Annotated in this window: 16 protein-coding genes; 10 read left to right on the top strand and 6 right to left on the bottom strand. The window is 73.0% G+C overall.

The annotated features are described in order from the left end of the window. Positions 1–140 precede the first annotated feature (140 nt). Complete coding sequence (locus AB0H83_RS29960) at positions 141–551, top strand: hypothetical protein (protein WP_360100413.1); 411 nt, start codon at positions 141–143, stop codon at positions 549–551. A gap of 6 nt (positions 552–557) precedes the next feature. Here AB0H83_RS29960 and AB0H83_RS29955 read toward each other — a convergent pair whose 3' ends face one another. The 3 genes from AB0H83_RS29955 to AB0H83_RS29945 are packed head-to-tail and all read right to left on the bottom strand — an operon-like array spanning position 558 to position 3,925. Next, a complete protein-coding gene (locus AB0H83_RS29955; protein ID WP_360100410.1) occupies positions 558–1,097 on the bottom strand; it encodes an RNA 2'-phosphotransferase in 540 nt (179 codons plus the stop codon). A gap of 8 nt (positions 1,098–1,105) precedes the next feature. After that, complete coding sequence (locus AB0H83_RS29950; RefSeq protein WP_360100407.1) at positions 1,106–2,506, bottom strand: bifunctional 3-(3-hydroxy-phenyl)propionate/3-hydroxycinnamic acid hydroxylase; 1,401 nt, start codon at positions 2,504–2,506, stop codon at positions 1,106–1,108. Between the two features lie 15 nt (positions 2,507–2,521). Then, complete coding sequence (locus tag AB0H83_RS29945) at positions 2,522–3,925, bottom strand: cellulase family glycosylhydrolase (protein ID WP_360100404.1); 1,404 nt, start codon at positions 3,923–3,925, stop codon at positions 2,522–2,524. A 167-nt stretch (positions 3,926–4,092) separates the two neighbouring features. Between AB0H83_RS29945 and AB0H83_RS29940 the strand changes: the two genes are divergently transcribed. After that, positions 4,093–4,587, top strand: a complete 495-nt coding sequence (locus tag AB0H83_RS29940) for a DUF892 family protein (protein ID WP_360100401.1) — start codon at positions 4,093–4,095, stop codon at positions 4,585–4,587. Between the two features lie 103 nt (positions 4,588–4,690). Here AB0H83_RS29940 and AB0H83_RS29935 read toward each other — a convergent pair whose 3' ends face one another. Both AB0H83_RS29935 and AB0H83_RS29930 read right to left on the bottom strand, forming a co-directional pair. Then, complete coding sequence (locus AB0H83_RS29935) at positions 4,691–5,449, bottom strand: serine protease (protein ID WP_360100398.1); 759 nt, start codon at positions 5,447–5,449, stop codon at positions 4,691–4,693. A 58-nt stretch (positions 5,450–5,507) separates the two neighbouring features. Continuing rightward, entirely contained in the window at positions 5,508–6,278 is a 771-nt protein-coding gene (locus tag AB0H83_RS29930) for a putative protein N(5)-glutamine methyltransferase (RefSeq protein WP_360100395.1), read from the bottom strand. Between the two features lie 30 nt (positions 6,279–6,308). On the opposite strand from AB0H83_RS29930, the gene AB0H83_RS29925 reads away from it, so the two are divergent. The 7 genes from AB0H83_RS29925 to AB0H83_RS29895 all read left to right on the top strand — a co-directional run bounded on the left by AB0H83_RS29925 (position 6,309) and on the right by AB0H83_RS29895 (position 11,825). Beyond that, positions 6,309–7,277 carry a zinc-binding dehydrogenase gene (locus tag AB0H83_RS29925; RefSeq protein ID WP_360100392.1) on the top strand — a complete coding sequence of 323 codons (969 nt, stop codon included), beginning with the start codon at positions 6,309–6,311 and terminating at the stop codon, positions 7,275–7,277. 40 nt (positions 7,278–7,317) lie between these two features. After that, on the top strand, positions 7,318–7,956 hold the full coding sequence (locus AB0H83_RS29920; protein WP_360100389.1) for a hypothetical protein: 639 nt from the start codon (positions 7,318–7,320) through the stop codon (positions 7,954–7,956). A 46-nt stretch (positions 7,957–8,002) separates the two neighbouring features. Continuing rightward, positions 8,003–8,179 carry a hypothetical protein gene (locus AB0H83_RS29915; RefSeq protein ID WP_360100386.1) on the top strand — a complete coding sequence of 59 codons (177 nt, stop codon included), beginning with the start codon at positions 8,003–8,005 and terminating at the stop codon, positions 8,177–8,179. 148 nt (positions 8,180–8,327) lie between these two features. Then, complete coding sequence (locus tag AB0H83_RS29910; RefSeq protein ID WP_360100383.1) at positions 8,328–9,323, top strand: hypothetical protein; 996 nt, start codon at positions 8,328–8,330, stop codon at positions 9,321–9,323. 47 nt (positions 9,324–9,370) lie between these two features. Then, positions 9,371–10,657 (top strand): sensor domain-containing protein, encoded by a 1,287-nt coding sequence (locus tag AB0H83_RS29905; RefSeq protein WP_360100380.1) that lies wholly within the window; start codon positions 9,371–9,373, stop codon positions 10,655–10,657. After that, positions 10,609–11,244, top strand: coding sequence for a response regulator transcription factor (locus tag AB0H83_RS29900; protein WP_360100377.1), 636 nt, complete (start codon positions 10,609–10,611; stop codon positions 11,242–11,244). Before AB0H83_RS29905 ends, AB0H83_RS29900 begins: the two co-directional genes overlap by 49 nt. Positions 11,245–11,246: 2 nt before the next feature. Further along, entirely contained in the window at positions 11,247–11,825 is a 579-nt protein-coding gene (locus AB0H83_RS29895) for a histidine phosphatase family protein (RefSeq protein ID WP_360100374.1), read from the top strand. A gap of 417 nt (positions 11,826–12,242) precedes the next feature. Here AB0H83_RS29895 and AB0H83_RS29890 read toward each other — a convergent pair whose 3' ends face one another. Continuing rightward, positions 12,243–12,857, bottom strand: coding sequence for a pyridoxamine 5'-phosphate oxidase family protein (locus AB0H83_RS29890; RefSeq protein ID WP_360100371.1), 615 nt, complete (start codon positions 12,855–12,857; stop codon positions 12,243–12,245). 78 nt (positions 12,858–12,935) lie between these two features. On the opposite strand from AB0H83_RS29890, the gene AB0H83_RS29885 reads away from it, so the two are divergent. Next, entirely contained in the window at positions 12,936–14,282 is a 1,347-nt protein-coding gene (locus AB0H83_RS29885; protein WP_360100368.1) for an aspartate aminotransferase family protein, read from the top strand. The last annotated feature ends 113 nt before the right edge of the window (positions 14,283–14,395 follow it).

Raw genomic sequence — 14,395 nt, 5'->3', positions numbered from 1 at the left:
TCAATCGTGGCATTCGTGGCGTCTCTAGCATCCCAGGCCGCGCCGCCCGGCGCCGGGGCGGTGCGCTCCGTTGTGATCTGCGACCAGCCCGGACAGGTCCCCGCGGCAGCCGCGGGGCGGCCGACTGGTACAACGAGCGGGTGGCCGACGACGACTGGCAGTCCCAGCGCGCCCGTGCCGTGGCGCACCACGGTGCCGAGCTCGACCGGCGGCGCGCCGCCGAGGCCGCGCAGGCGACGGGGCTCATCGAGCGGTTCGTGGCGGACGCCCGGGCGGCGGGTCTGCCGACCGCGCCGTTGCGGGCCCGGTCGTACAACGGACGCTCCTACCGTACGCCCCTGCACGGCTGGTACCTCAATAGTGACCGGACGATCGCGGTAAGTGACGACGGGCGGTACTACTCGCTGCTGGTGCCGCCGAGCGCCACGGGCTGGCTGACCGGCGTGACGCCGCAGCCGCAGGCGCCCAGACTCATCGTCGGCGAGGGCGCCCGCGACGGCGAGTCACTCCCCCTGGCCAGGCTGCTGCAACAGCGGCTCGAGGCAGGCTGAGAGCGATCACAGCCTGATGAACTCCGGCGGCACCTCGTCGGTGAGCCACACACCGTTGCCGGAGACGTAGAACACGTGCCCGGCCCGCGCCATCTCCCCGGCCAGGACGGTGAGGACCGCGACGGCCCCGCCGCGGCGGGTGCCGACCCGGCGCGCGGTCGCGGTGTCCGGTGACAGGTGCACGTGGTGGCGGCCGCCGCGGTTGAGCCCGGTCGCCTGGATCGACGGCAGCGCCGCAGCTCCCGTGCCGTGGAAGAGGACCTCCGGCGGCTCCTGCGGGGTGAGGCCGAGGTCGACCGGGACCGAGTGGCCCTGGTTGGCGCGGATGCGCTCGACGCCGTCGGGGCCGGTCCGCACCGCGTAGCGCTGCTTGTCGTTGCCGGCGACGACCTCGTCGAGGTCCGCCCGGGTGATGCCCATGGCGGTCAGGAACTGCTCGACGGGCACCCAGCCGCCGGCGTCGAGGGCCAGGCCGAGCCGCGCGGGGTCGTGGCGCAGCGCCTTCGACATCCGCTTGCTGATCTTCACGAGCTGCTGGTGATCCATCGCAGCTCTCATTGTGCGACAGGCGTCCAGCCATTTCCGGCCACGACCCGGTCGGGGCGCAGCAGCACCGTACGCCGGCGGCCCATCCAGCGCCGCAGCGCGCCGCTCGGGTCGAGGTCCGGCGTCACCCGCACCACCCGGGCCGAGCCGTGCTTGATCAGCACGCCGGGGCGGCAGAGCACCGCCCAGCCGTCGCCGAGGACGTCGTCGAGCGGCACGTCGCGGCCCTCCCAGCGCACGACCGGCTGTGGCGCCAGGGTCCCCGCGCGCCGCCCCCGCCCCACACCCTGCAGCGGCGGGCTGGTCGAGCGCAGCGCGAGGCCCTTCAGGCCGGGCAGCCGCCACACCGCGCCGAGCACGACCCGCCGCACCGACGCCGCGCGGTCCTGTCCCCCGGTCATCGCCCAGCCGGCCACGACTGCGAGCCTGATCTGGGCCCTCGCGTGGGGTTTGCGTTCGCGCTGGTACGACTCCAGCAGGGCCGGACGCCCGGATGCCAGTTTCCAGGCGAGGTTGTACGCGTCGCGCAGCCCGGCCCCGAGCCCCTGGCCGATGAACGGCGGGGTCTGGTGTGCCGCGTCGCCGAGCAGGAACACCATGCCCCGCCGCCACGCGGACGCGAGCCTGGCCTGGAACGTGTACTCCGCCTCGCGCAGCACCGTCACCCCGGCCCCGCCGAGCCACGGCGTGAGCAGCGCCGGGACGTCGAGCGTGGACTCGCCGTCGTGCAGCCGGAACTCCCACCGGTACCGCCGCGGCCCCAGCTGCATGAAGGTCGCCGCGCGGCGCGGGTCGCAGACCTGGTGCACGCCGCCCCACGCGTCGAGGTCGCGGTCGGTGCGGCCGTCGACGACCAGCCACCGCTCCTGGAACCCGAGGTCCTCCAGGGTGGCGCCGATGAGGGTGCGGACCGTGCTGTTGGCGCCGTCGCAGCCGAGCACCGCCGACGCCGCGAGCGTCTCCTGCCCGGCGGGACTCGTGCAGGTGACAGTGCAGGTGACGGAGTCCGAGGTGACGCCGGTGACCGTGACACCGCCGCGGAACTCGATGAGGGGCAGCTCGGCGACCCGCTCGCGCAGCAGCCGCTCCAGGTCGGGCTGGTCGAACATGTTGGCCTGCGGCCAGCCGTGCGGGCCGGGGGCGGGGTCGCGGCGGAACTCGGCCATCACCCGGTGCCGGCCGTCCAGCAGCCGCAGGCCGAGGCCGGGGCGGCTCACGGCGGCGAACCGCTCCGCGATCCCGAGCTGCTGCAGGATCCGCATCACCTCGTCGTCGACGTGCACGGCGCGGGGCAGCGGATACGGCGTGGCGTAGCGGTCCAGCAGCAGGCACGGTACGCCGCGCTGGGCGAGCAGGATCGCGGAGGCGGCACCGACCGGTCCCGCCCCCACGATCACCACGGGGTCCATGCCCGCGACCCTATGTCATGTGCAGCGCGTCCCGTTGAGCGTGAACACGGCCGGCGCGGTGTTCGAGCCGGTCCAGTTCGACAGGAACCCGATCGTCACCGTGCCGCCGGCGGGGATGTTCGCGGTGTAGCTGGCGCTGGTCATGGTGACCGCCGCGCCGGACTGGGCGTACGTGGCGCCCCACGACTGGGTGAGCACCTGTCCGTTCAGCCAGCTCCAACTCAGCTGCCAGCCGTTGACGGGGGTGGAGCCGGTGTTCGTCACCTTCACGTCGCCCTGGAACCCGCCGGGCCACTGGCCGGCGACGCTGTACGCGACCCGGCACGCGCCGGACGGCTGCGGTGACGAGGACGCCGAGCGCGACGGCGAGACCGACACCGACGGCGACGGCGAGGACGAGGAGCGCGACGGCGACGGCGAGGTCGTCCCGCCGTAGACGGTCGCCTCCCTCGACGTGGCCCTGATGCCGTTGGCGCCGTTGAAGATGCGCTCGCCCCAGCTGGTGAGCTGGGCCGGGTTGAAGCCGGTCACCATGTCGAGGTACTCCACGCCGCCGCCGTTGCCGCTCCACGACCAGCCGAGGTAGCCGATGCGCAGCGACTGCGCGGTCGCCATGATGGTGTCCTCGTCGGGGTTGCCGTCGGAGTGGTTGAAGCCGAACTCGCCGACGACGATCGGCAGCTTCGCGGTGACGAACCGGTTCAGGTAGTCGTTGATCTCGGCGGCGGTGTCGAAGACGCCGTACATGTGGATCGAGAACACGGTGTTCTTCAGCGGGTCGGCGGCGAAGACGCCCGCGGCGTTGTCGCGCATGGTGAAGGACCAGTCCTGGCCCCAGTTCGGCGCGTCCACCATGATCGTGTGCTCGAAGCCGTTGCTGCGCAGGCGTTTGATCGCGTTGCCCGTGTCGGTGGCCCAGTTGGCGACGGTCGCGGCGTTGTTGCCGTACGGCTCGTTGCCGATGTTCACGATGACGTACTTCTCCTGGCCGGCGAGGGCGCTCTTGACGCTGAGCCAGTAGTCGACGGCCTTGTCGAGGGTGATCGCGCCGCTCTGCTCGCCGTAGCCGGTGGTGTCGTGCGCCTCCAGGACGCAGATGAGCCGGTTGGCCTTGCACAGCGACACGACGTTGGCGACGTCGGCGGTGTCGTTCTTCGCCCACCGGTCGCCGGTGGCGAGCACGACCCGGACGCTGTTGGCGCCCAGCGCCTTGATGTTGGCGAACGAGCTGGTCTGCGTCTGGTACCAGGTGTGCGCGTGGCTGACGCCGCGCATGACGAACTCGGTGCCGTTGGCGTCGTACAGCCTGCCGTTGCTGACGGTGAAGCCGGTCGCGGCCTGCGCCGGTTGCACGGCGACGAGCACCGAGACCACGACCGCCAGCGCTGCGGCCGCCGCGAGGGTGATCCGCGTTCTCATGATGGGTTGCCTCCTAGGGGGTCGGGGGCAACGTATGAAGCGCTTCAGTTCGCCGTCAACGATGTCAGTCCCGGGCCGCAGGTCGGCGGCGCCGACGGTGTGAAACTTGCAGCGCCGGGTAGCTGGCGCCCCGTACCGCACGCTTCCCACCCAGGCAGGAGAAGTAGATGCCGATCGACAACCCGTCCGACCTGTTCCTGTACGAGCTGGCCGGCATGTACGACGCCGAGCGCAAGAGCAACCACCTCGTGGGCGAGATCCTCAGCCAGGCCGAGCAGAGCCCCCTGGCCCAGATCCTGCGCGCGCAGCAGCAACAGGGGCAGCAGAAGATCCAGAACATCGAGACGTGCTTCGCGATGATGGAGATGGAGCCGACGGAGGTGCCGTGCGCGACCCTGGACGGGATGCGGGCGGAGTTCCAGGCGTTCGCCGGCCAGCGGCCCTCCACCGAGGCGATGGAGATCTACGCCGTGGACACGGAGACGAAGCTGGCCCACTTCGGCATCGCCGGCTACCGGGGGCTCATCGACAAGGCCCTGCTCATGGGCGAGATGCAGTGCGCGCAGATCCTGCAGACCAACCTGGTGCAGAAGCAGGAGAACGCGGGCACGTTCGAGCGGATCAGCCACGAGCTCGGGCAGCGCGTGGTGATGAGCGTCTGAGGACCCCGCAGACCCTTCAGAACAGCCGGAGGGGGCCCCGACATCGGGCCCCCTCCGGTCCTGCGACCGGCCTTGACGTGCGACGGCCGGCCCTCGGCGCGGGTCAGCCGCCGAGCGAGGCGGCGGCCGACGCGATCGCCGATGCGAACGTGCTCACCTGCGTGTACACCCCCGGGTAGTTGGGGCGGGCGCAGCCGTTGCCCCAGCTGACGATGCCGACCTGGATCCAGGCGTTGGACGCGTCCCGGCGGAACATCGGGCCGCCCGAGTCACCCTGGCAGGTGTCGGTGCCACCGGCGGCGTAGCCGGCGCAGATCTCCTCGTTCGGGATCAGGTCGGGGTACGAGTTGTCGCAGGTCGAGTCCGGCACATAGGGCACGGTCGCCTTGAGCAGGTACCGCTGCTGCGCGCCGCCCTCCCGCGCCGCGCCCCACCCGGCGACGGTGAACGTGCCGGTGTCGTACGTGGTGTTCGTCGCGATCGGCAGCGTGGCCAGGCCGCTGACCGGCGACGCGAGCCGGATGAGCGCCCAGTCCTTGCCGTTGCCGTTGTACCCGGGAGCCCGGTACACATAGTTGGACCGCACCTGGATCCGGCTGGACGACTGCAGGTCGACCACGCCGAGGGTGGCGGTGATGCTGGTGTTCGTGCCGGTGCGGCCGACGCAGTGCGCCGCGGTGAGGACCAGCCGCGGGCTGTAGAGCGCGCCGCCGCAGCCCATCGACAGGCGCACCATGAACGGGAACTCGCCCTGCGCCGCGCGGGTGCCGCCGACGACGTCCTGCTGGGCGTGCGCCACGCCGGGCAGGACACCGACCACGGCGATGACGGCGGTCAGGACCGCCAGGAGCCTTCTTACCATCCGGGAGCCTCCCCAACGAGTTGGATGATGGGAAGGATGATATCCATCGATATGATGGCTATGAATATATCGTCCGGCTCATACTGCCGACGACGATGCTGGTCTCCGTCTCGGGGTCGGTGACGGTCCGCGGCCACAGCCCGGCCTCGCGCAGGACCGCGTGCGCGGTGTCCAGTTGCGCGTCGCCGGCCTCGGTGAGCAGGTGCCCGCCGGGCGCGAGCCAGCCGGGCGCCTGCGCCGCGAGCCGTCGCAGCACCCGCAGCCCGTCGTCGCCGCCGTCGAGGGCGGCCCGCGCCTCGTGCACCCGGAACTCCTCCGGCAGGAACGCGATCTGGTGGGTCGGCACGTACGGCACGTTGGCCAGCAGCACGTCCACCCGCCCGCGCAGGTCCGGCGGCAGCGGGTCGAACAGGTCGCCCTCGTACACCTCGACGCCGGGGAGATTCCGCCGGGCGCAGGCGACCGCGGCCGGGTCGATGTCGGCCGCCACCAGCCGCACGCCCTGGCCACGGGTGGCGGTCGCCCCGAGCGCCCCGGTGCCGCAGCACAGGTCGAGCACCGTCTGTCCACTGTGGATCAACTCGCGGGCGGCGGCGGCGAGCAGCTCGGTGCGGTGCCGCGGGATGAACACCCCGTCGGCGATGGCGAACCGTTCACCCGCGAACGACGCCCATCCCACGAGGTACTCGACGGGATGCCCGGCGACCCGCCGCTCGACCAGGCGGTCGAGGGCGGCGGCGTCCCCGGCCGCGGCCTCGGTGAGCAGCGCCGCCTCGTCCTCGGCGAACACACACCCGGCGGCGCGCAGCCGGTCGGTCACAGTGGGCACGCCGCACTGTAGCCGCTGATACGGTGGCTTGTGCGCGCAGTCATGCTGTCCGGGCCGGGCCCGGTCGAGAACCTGCAGATCGTCGAGGTGCCGACCCCAGAGCCGCCGCCCGGGTGGGTGCGGATCCGGGTGCGGGCGTTCGGGCTCAACCGCTCCGAGCTGCACACCCGCCTCGGCTACGCCGATGGGGTCGTCTTCCCCCGCGTCCCGGGCATCGAGGCGACCGGCGTGGTCGACGACCCGGGCACCTCCGACCTCACCCCCGGCCAGCAGGTCGTCACGATGATGGGCGGGATGGGCCGCACGTTCGACGGCGGCTACGCCGAGTACACCGTGGTGCGCCGCGCGCAGGTCATCCCGTTCGTGTCCGAGCTGCCCTGGCCGGCGCTCGGCGCGGTGCCGGAGACGCTGCAGACGGCGTACGGCTCGCTCACCACCGGCCTGGACCTGCGCGCCGGGCAGACGCTGCTGATCCGCGGCGGCACGTCCTCGGTCGGCCTGGCCGCCGCGGCCCTCGCCCGCGACCTCGGCGCCACCGTGCTGTCCACCACCCGCTCCCCCGCCCGGCTGGACGCGCTCACCGCCGTCGGCGTCACCCACCCGCTGGTCGACGACGGGGCGGTCGCCGCGCAGGTCAGGGCCCTCGTCCCCGACGGGGTCGACGCGGCCCTGGAGCTGGTCGGCACCCCCACGCTGCCCGACACCCTCGCCGCGACCCGGGTGCACGGCACCGTCTGCTTCACCGGCATGCTGTCCAACGAGTGGCTGGTCCGCGACTTCTACCCGATCGGCTACCTGCCCACCGGCGTGCGCCTGACCGCGTACGGCGGCGAGGCGAGCGACCTGCCCGCCGCGGTCCTGCAGCGGTACCTGGACCGCATCGCCGCCGGCGAGGTGACGCTCGGCCCGGTGCACCCGTACGCGATGGACGACATCCGCGCCGCCCACACCGATCTGGAGCTCGGCACGAAGGTCGGCAAGCTGGTCGGCCTGCCGTGACCGGCGTGAGCGTTCGCCGCAAGGCGTGTACAACTCGTCCGTGGAGTATCCGGACCTGTCGCCGTACACGTACTACGCCTTCCCGTTGCCCATGGTGAACGTCGGCTGGCTCGGCACCGCCCGCGGCATCCCCGCCGGTCCGCCACCGGACGCCACCGCCGTGCAGCACCTGCGCGCCGCGTCGCGCCGCCTGTCCCAGGTGATGCTCGGCGTGCACCACTGCGACTGGTGCCCGCGCGGCGCCGCCTACCAGGGCAACGGCGAGTACCACTACTACGCCCCGGACGGCACGGTGTACGCGGCGCCGGAGATGCTCCTGCACTACGTCGAGGCGCACGGCTACCACCCGCCGCAGGTCTTCCTGGACTGCCTGCCGGCCCTGGACGACCTGCCCTGGGACGGCCGCGCCGACCACCTCGCCACGCTGCTCACCGACGACACCGCCGATCTCGAGGATCGCGCATCAGTGATCATCGACCTCGCGTCGTGGAAGGACCCGCGGACCCTGGCCGCGCTGTTGTACGCCGCCCACCACGACGGCCTCGCCGGCTGCGCCGGCGGCGACATCGGCATGGCCCTCGCCGCGCTGCAGCCGTGCGCCTTCGCCCCCGACCTGCACGCCGAGCCGCTCCCGGAGTGGGTCCGGTGGGGCTTCGAGCGGGCCTTGCCGCAACCCTGACCACCCGGCGGGCACGCACCGCTGGTCAGCGCGGCGCAGGTGGCCGGTGTCGTTGAAGGTGATCAGCACCGGCGGCCGGCCGGTCTCCGACGCCACGACGGTCAGGGCGCAGTTGTCCTGGTCGAGGGTGCCGAGCTTCGCGCCGACCGCGCCGGTGGTGATCGTCGTCACCCACGCCGCGAGTGCGATGCCCGCCACGAACTGCACGACGGCCAGCACGTAGAACCCGGCCAGCATCACGATGGACAAGAGGGCACGCGCAGCGACGGCCACCGGTGTTCCTTCCCCGTGTCACCACGACGATAGCGGCCGTGGCGGACGGGACCCTATAGTTCGGGACCACTGACCGCAACGGGGAAAGGAACAGATCGATGTGGCCTTTCAGGCGAAGAGCGGCCGGCCGGGTCGAGCGGCTCGACATCGACCCCGCGCAGGGCGACCCTGAGGCCACCCGGCTCATCGCGGCCGCGAAGCGCGGCGACTGGCGGGCCGCGGCGGAGTTCCTGCGCGGCGTCGAACACCCCGACGACCGCTCCTTCTACTGCCGCGTCCTCGGCGAGCACGCCGGCGGGGGCTCCGGCGGGGGCGCCTGGATCGACGAGTGGATCGCCGCCGAGACCGGCCCGGGCCGAGCGACGGCGCTCACGGTCAAGGGCCAGCACGCGATCGCCTGGGCCTGGCAGGCCCGTGGCAACGGCCGCGCCTCGACGGTCAGCGAGGAGGCGTTCAAGCTCTTCTTCCGGCGCCTGAAGGTCGCCGAGGACTGCCTCGACGACGCCACCGAGCTCGACGCCGACGACCCGACGCCGTGGGCGGGGCTCGTCACGCTCGGCCGGGCCCGGCAGGTCGGCGTGGCCGAGACGCGGCGCCGCTTCGACGAGGCCGTGCGGCGGTACCCGTGGCACCGCGACGCGCACTCGCAGCTGCTGCAGCAGCTGTGCCGCAAGTGGAGCGGCTCGCACGAGCTGATGCACGAGTTCGCGGAGTCGGCCGCGGCGGCCGCGCCCCCCGGCTCGCCGCTCGGGGTCCTGGTCGCCGACGCGCACATCGAACACTGGCTGGACCTGCCCGAGGGCGAGGACGGCGAGTACATGCGCAGCCCCGAGGTCGGCGAGCGGCTGCGGCTGGCCGCGGACCGGTCGGTGCGCCACCCCCGCTACGAGCGCCGCCCCGGCTGGGCCGCCGGTGACAACGCGTTCGCGATGGCGTTCACGCTCAACGGGGACCGGCCCGCCGCCGCGGAACGCTTCGACGCCCTCGGCAACCGGGTCACCCGCTGGCCGTGGTCGTACATGGCGGTCCCGGACGTCGCGTACACCAGGGCCCGGCTCCTCGCGCGGGAGCACGCGTACGTGGACCGGGGGTAGGGCTAGACCCACTGCCTTCCGCCCGCCCTCGCCGGACAATGGCTGGCATGAGGGTGAAGGCGTTCGTGCGGTCCGGGGTCACCGCCATCGGCCGGGTGGCCCTGCTCGGACTGCTGTCGCCGCCGGTGAAGCTGGTCCTGCTCGTGCTGTCGGTGGTGTCGCTCGCCCTGACCGTGGTCGGGTTGGGGCTGGTCCTGGCGCCGCTGGTCGCGATGCTCGTGCGCGCCTACGCCGACCTGCACCGCCGGGCCGCGCGCAACTGGTCGTGGGTCGACATCCCCCGCCCGTACCGGCCGCTGCCCGCCGGCGCGTACGTCGGCACCCCGCGCCGCTGGCTGTGGCTGGTCCGCGACCCGGCGACCTGGCGGGACCTGCTGTGGCTGCTCGCCGGCGCGCCCGCCGGGCTGCTGCTGGGCGTCGCCGGTCCGGTGCTGCTCGGGTACGGCCTGGAAGGGCTGCTCGGCGTCGCCCTCATCATCGACGCCGCGACCGGCCGGTACGGCTACGGCGTCACCTGGCCGATCGAGGACGCCCTCGACGTGCTCAGCGTCCCGCCGCAGGGCGCCCTGGTCACCGCCGGTGCCCTGTACGCCGGGCCGTGGCTGCTGTGGACCCTCGCCCAGTTCGACCGGACGCTGCTCGGCCCGACCCGCGGCGCGGCCCTCGCCCAGCGCGTCGACCGGCTCACCGAGACCCGCACCCAGGTCGTCGACGCGCAGGCCGCCGAGCTGCGCCGCATCGAGCGGGACCTGCACGACGGCGCCCAGGCCCGCATCGTGTCGCTCGGCATGAGCCTCGGCATGGCCGAGGACCTCGTCATCCGCGACCCGGCCGCCGCGCAGGCCCTCATCGCCGAGGCCCGGCAGGCCAGCGGCCTCGCCCTCGCCGAGCTGCGGCACCTGGTCCGCGGCATCCACCCGCCGGTCCTCGCCGAACGCGGCCTCGACGGCGGCCTGCGCGCCCTCGCCCTGACCCTGCCGATCCCGGTGACCGTCGACATCGACCTGCCCGGCCGCCCCGACGCGCCGGTCGAGTCCGCGGCGTACTTCGCCGTCGCCGAGGCCCTCACCAACGTCGGCAAGCACGCCCGGGCATCGACGGCCTGGGTATCGTTGACCCACCTCGGGGGCGCCCTGTTCATCACCGTCGGCGACGACGGTGCCGGCGGTGCCTCGCCGGGCGGCTCCGGGCTCACCGGCGTCGCCCGCCGCCTGGGGGCGTTCGACGGCACGCTGCACGTCGACAGCCCCACCGGCGGCCCGACCGTGCTGACCATGGAGCTGCCGTGCGCGTTGTCATCGCCGAGGACCTCGCCCTCCTCCGCGACGGGCTGATCCGGCTGCTGAGCGCGTACGGCTTCACGGTGGCCGCGGCCGTCGAGACCGGCGAGGCCCTGCGCGAGGCCCTGCTGGAGCACCGCCCCGACGTCGCCGTCGTCGACGTGCGCCTGCCGCCCACGTTCACCGACGAGGGCCTGCGCGCCGCGATCGCCGCCCGGGCCGAGGCGCCGGGCCTGCCCGTGCTGGTCCTCTCCCAGCACGTCGAGCAGCTGTACGCCCGCGAGCTGCTCTCCGACCGCCGCGGCGGCGTCGGCTATCTGCTCAAGGACCGGGTCGCCACCGTCGGCGAGTTCATCGACGCGGTCCGCCGCGTCGCCGGCGGCGGCACCGCCATGGACCCCGAGGTCGTCTCGCAGCTGCTGGCCCGCAGCGCCCCGATCGCGGCGCTGACCCCGCGCGAGCGGGAGGTGCTGGGCCTGATGGCGGAGGGCCGCTCCAACGCCGCGATCGCCGCCCGCCTGTTCGTCACGGACAAGGCGGTCGGCAAGCACATCAACAACATCTTCGCCAAGCTGGGTCTGCCCCAGTCCGAGGACGACAACCGCCGGGTGCTGGCGGTGCTGGCGTACCTGAGGCTGTGACGGTGTTGGCGCGCACCACGCTGTACCTCGTCCGCCACGGCCACGCCGACGGCCACACCCCTGGCAGCAGCCTGTCCGCCGCGGGCCGGGCGCAGGCGGAGCGGCTCGGCCACCGGCTGCGCGGCGTGCCGTTCACGTCTGTGCACCACAGCCCCCTGCGGCGCGCCGCCGAGACCGCCGCCATCGTCGCCGCCCACCTGCCCGGGGCGCCCGCCCACGCCTGCGACCTCGTCACCGACCGCACGCCGGTGCCGTCGCCGGGGCGGGAGACCGACTACCCGGAGCGGTACCGTCCCTGGCTGGACCAGGTCCCGCCAGCCGAACGCGACCCGGACGCGACCGCCCTGCAGGCCGCGGTCGCCCGGCTCCTCACCGTCGGCGACGATGACCGCACCGAGCTGCTGGTCACCCACAACTTCGTCATCGGCTGGTTCGTCCGCCACGTCCTGGACGCCCCCACCTGGCGATGGCTCGGCCTCAACCAGGACAACTGCGCCCTCACCGTCCTGGCGTGGGAAACCGACCGGCCACCGGCGCTGGTCGCGTTCAACGACACCGGCCACCTGCACCACGCCGGCTGACCCGTACCTGCCCGAGCCGCCAGCACACCGGTGACCTCGCCGCTGACCACCCGCGGGACATCCCCGCGTGGCGACGGCCCCGCCAGAACTGCGCCCTGACCGGAGCACGGCCGGGATCGCCTTCAACCTGGTCGGGGCCACGTCGGCCCCCGAGGTGCGCGGCGTTCGCCGACTTCCGGCCGCGCCTGGACCGGTAGAGGCCGCTGATCAGCGCTCCCGGGGTGCCGTGGGTGCGGATCGGGCAGCTCACCCGCTGGTGGTGCCGGCATCGGCCAGAAGTCGCCCGGCGGCAGGTCGGCCGCTCGACCTTCACGAGCGCTCCGCCGCCGCGCCGATGTCGTCGGGGTACCGGTGGCCGGCCCGGCCGCCGGCCGGGCGCAACAGTGTCGGGCCGGCGGTCAGGGGGAGGCGGGCCGTTCAGGTGTACAGGTTGCGGCTGTAGCGGCCCTCTTCGTAGTACTCCTCGAGCTGCTCGACGGTCTCCACCGTGTCCTGCACGCTCTTGATGAGCTTCGCGTGGGAGGGCAGCACCTCGGGGGTCCAGGTCTCGGGCTTCCACAGCTGCGAGCGCATGAAGGCCTTCTGGCAGTGGAAGAAGATCGTGTCGATGTCGACGACCAGGGCCAGGACCGGCTTGTGGCCCTCGACGACCAGCTCGGAGAACCACGGGGCGTCGGTGAGCAGGCGCGCGCGGCCGTTGACGCGCAGGGTCTCGCGGCGGCCGGGGATGAGGAAGATCAGGCCGACGTGGGGGTTGGCGAGGATGTTGTGGAAGCTGTCGGCGCGGCGGTTGCCCGGGCGTTCGGGGATCACGATCGTACGGTCGTCGAGGACGTGCGTGAAGCCGGGCGGGTCGCCCTTCGGGGACACGTCGCAGTTGCCGTCGGCGTCGGAGGTGGCCACGAGGACGAACGGCGACAGCGCCAGCCAGTCCCGGTCGGTGGCGGTGAGGGTGCTGCGTTCCTTGCTTGCGGCCCGGGGCATCGGCGACCCGAGCAGGTCCTCCAGTTCGGCGATCGAGGTGATCTGCATGGTCTCAGCATAGGGCGCGTAACAAGCTGTAACAGTGGAGGTATTGTACGGGCGCACGTGTGCCATTAGCGTCGGCTCATGACGGGACACACCTCCGAAGCCGACGCCTACCGCGACGACCGCGCGCACGTCTTCCACTCCTGGTCGGCGCAGCGGGCGCTGGACCCGGTCGTCGTCACCGGCGGCCTCGGCAGCACGTTCTGGGACGCCGGCGGCGCCCGGTATCTCGACTTCTCCTCGCAGCTGGTCAACCTCAACCTCGGCCACCAGCATCCCAAGGTCGTCGCCGCGATCCAGGAGCAGGCGGCGCAGTTGTGCACGATCGCGCCGAGCTTCGCCAACCCGGCGCGCAGCGAGGCCGCCCGCCGGATCGCGGAGGTGGCGCCCGGCGACCTGTCACACGTGTTCTTCACCAACGGCGGCACCGAGGCCAACGAGCACGCGGTCAAGATGGCCCGGCTCACCACCGGGCGGCACAAGATCCTGGCCGCGTACCGGTCGTACCACGGCGCCACCACAGGGTCGATCACGCTGACCGGCGACCCGCGCCGCTGGGCCAACGAGCCCGCGATGCCGGGGGTGGTGCGGTTCTTCGGGCCGTACACCTACCGCTCGGCCTTCCACAGCGACAGCGCCGAGCAGGAGACGGCCCGCGCCCTGCAGCACCTCGAAGAGGTGTTCATGTTCGAGGGGCCGCAGACGATCGCCGCGGTCCTGCTCGAGTCGGTCGTCGGGACCAACGGCATCCTCGTGCCGCCGCCCGGCTACCTCGCCGGCGTGCGGGAGCTGTGCGACCGGCACGGCGTGCTGCTCATCTGCGACGAGGTGATGAGCGGTTTCGGCCGGTGCGGCGAGTGGTTCGCCGTGGACCGGTGGGGTGTGGTGCCGGACCTCATCACGTTCGCGAAGGGCGTCAACTCCGGCTACGTCCCGCTGGGCGGTGTCGTGCTCGGCGAGAAGGTGTACGACACGTTCGCCGAGCGCCCGTTCCCGGGTGGGCTCACCTACTCCGGGCACCCCCTGGCCTGCGCGGCGGCGGTCGCGACGATCGACGTGATGCATGAGGAGCGCATCCCCGATCGGGTCCGGGACCTCGGCGAGCGGGTCGTCGGGCCGCGGCTGGAGAAGCTGCGCGACCGGCACCCGTCGGTCGGCGAGGTCCGCGGCCTGGGCCTGTTCTGGGCGATCGAGCTGGTCCGCGACCCCGACACCCGCGAGATGCTGGTGCCCTACAACGCCTCCGGCGCCGCGGCGAAGCCGATGGCCGACGTCGTCGCCGCCTGCAAGGCCCGCGGCGTGTGGCCGTTCACCCACTTCAACCGGGTGCACGTGGTGCCGCCGCTGGTCATCACCGAGGAGGAGCTGCTGCAGGGCATCGACGCGATCGACGACGCCCTCGACGCCGCGGACGTGTACGTCGCCTGACCACGCGACAAGCAGGCCGCGCGACAAAGCAGACCACGCGACAAGCAGACCACGCGACGGGCCGATCACGTGCGGGGCGGTGGCCGAAGGGCCGCCGCCCCGCGTTCGTCTGC

Origin of the sequence: Dactylosporangium sp. NPDC050688, from assembly GCF_040654515.1 — a bacterium.
Classification (GTDB): domain Bacteria; phylum Actinomycetota; class Actinomycetes; order Mycobacteriales; family Micromonosporaceae; genus Dactylosporangium.
This window is presented reverse-complemented; position numbering and strand designations above follow the sequence as displayed.

What these genes read in the sequence shown, in the direction of transcription:
- AB0H83_RS29955 (WP_360100410.1), bottom strand. Translation starts at nt 1,097, where the DNA reads ATGGATCACCAGCAGCTCGTGAAGATCAGCAAGCGGATGTCGAAGGCG.
- AB0H83_RS29950 (WP_360100407.1), bottom strand. Translation starts at nt 2,506, where the DNA reads ATGGACCCCGTGGTGATCGTGGGGGCGGGACCGGTCGGTGCCGCCTCC.
- AB0H83_RS29945 (WP_360100404.1), bottom strand. Translation starts at nt 3,925, where the DNA reads ATGAGAACGCGGATCACCCTCGCGGCGGCCGCAGCGCTGGCGGTCGTG.
- AB0H83_RS29940 (WP_360100401.1), top strand. Translation starts at nt 4,093, where the DNA reads ATGCCGATCGACAACCCGTCCGACCTGTTCCTGTACGAGCTGGCCGGC.
- AB0H83_RS29935 (WP_360100398.1), bottom strand. Translation starts at nt 5,449, where the DNA reads ATGGTAAGAAGGCTCCTGGCGGTCCTGACCGCCGTCATCGCCGTGGTC.
- AB0H83_RS29910 (WP_360100383.1), top strand. Translation starts at nt 8,328, where the DNA reads ATGTGGCCTTTCAGGCGAAGAGCGGCCGGCCGGGTCGAGCGGCTCGAC.
- AB0H83_RS29905 (WP_360100380.1), top strand. Translation starts at nt 9,371, where the DNA reads ATGAGGGTGAAGGCGTTCGTGCGGTCCGGGGTCACCGCCATCGGCCGG.
- AB0H83_RS29890 (WP_360100371.1), bottom strand. Translation starts at nt 12,857, where the DNA reads ATGCAGATCACCTCGATCGCCGAACTGGAGGACCTGCTCGGGTCGCCG.
- AB0H83_RS29885 (WP_360100368.1), top strand. Translation starts at nt 12,936, where the DNA reads ATGACGGGACACACCTCCGAAGCCGACGCCTACCGCGACGACCGCGCG.